The 1,124-nt window shown below is 77.4% G+C and carries 1 protein-coding gene; it reads right to left on the bottom strand.

Annotated features, from left to right (window positions below; all coding sequences use genetic code 11):
- Positions 1-143: 143 nt before the first annotated feature.
- Positions 144-1,124: ABC transporter ATP-binding protein (locus tag ND748_RS32485; RefSeq protein ID WP_251750085.1), on the bottom strand; the 981-nt coding region annotated here is incomplete at its 5' end.

Genomic DNA, 1,124 nt, shown 5'->3' on the forward strand with positions numbered 1-1,124 from the left:
GGCCCGGTGCGCGGCCAGCAGCACGCGCACCGCGGCCCGGGTGGTGCGGGCGTCGGCGACCGGCAGGAACCCGCCGTCCGACGCAAGCTCGCCATCCGGCCCAAGCTCGCCGTCCGGCCGGAGCCCGGCGTCCGCGGGAGTGCTCATGCCAGCACCAGCTCGCGGTAGGAGGTGTTGGCGTGCACCAGGGTGTCGTGGCTGCCGTCGGCGCCGACCCGCCCGCCCTCGACGAACACCACTCGGTCGGCCACGGCCAGCAGGCCCGGGCTGCTGGTGACGATCAGGGTGGTACGCCCGGCCCGCAGCGCGCGCAGACCGGCGCCGATCTCCGTCTCGGTGACCGTGTCCACCGCGGTCGTCGGATCGTGCAGGACGAGCACCGGCGGGTCGGCGTGCAGCGCCCGCGCGAGCGCGACGCGCTGGCGCTGGCCGCCCGACAGCGAACGGCCCCGTTCGGCGACGGGGGTGTCCAGACCGGCCGGGAGGACGGCGGTCATCTGGTCGACCCGGGCGGCGCGCACCGCGCGGGCCGGGTCGCCGGGACGACCCGCGACGATGTTCTCCCGCACCGTGCCCTCGAACAGGTTCGCGTCGTGCGGGCACACCAGGACGGCCTGGCGCAGCGCGCTCGGCGCCAGCGCGGTGAACGGCGTCCCGTCGAGCAGGATCCGGCCGTCGGGCGGGTCCGCCTCGCGGGCGAGATAGCGCACGAGGGCGCCGGCGGCGGCCGGGTCGGCGCAGACCACGCAGACCAGCTCCCCGGCCTCGACGGTGAGGGTGACGCCGTCGAGGCCGCCGCCGCGCACCTCCGCCAGGGTGATCTCGCCGGTGATCGACGGGCCGAGCCCGGCCTGCCCGAGCGGGGTCGCCGGCGCCGCGTCCAGAACACCGCCGATGCGCGTGGCGGACGCCCGGCCGGCCGCCAGCACCGCGATGATCTCGCCGAACGTGCTCAGCGGCGTCAGCAGGAACTGGGCGAGCCCCACCGCGGACACCAGCTGACCGACGGAGATCTCGCCCGACGCCGCGAGCCGGCCGCCGACCAGCGCGACCAGCGCGAGGAACAGCCCCGTCACCGTGGACAGCGCGCCGGCGTGCCCGGCCTCGGCGCGGGTGGTCGGCAG

The organism is Frankia sp. AiPs1 (genome assembly GCF_023716945.1).
Classification (GTDB): Bacteria; Actinomycetota; Actinomycetes; order Frankiales; family Frankiaceae; genus Frankia.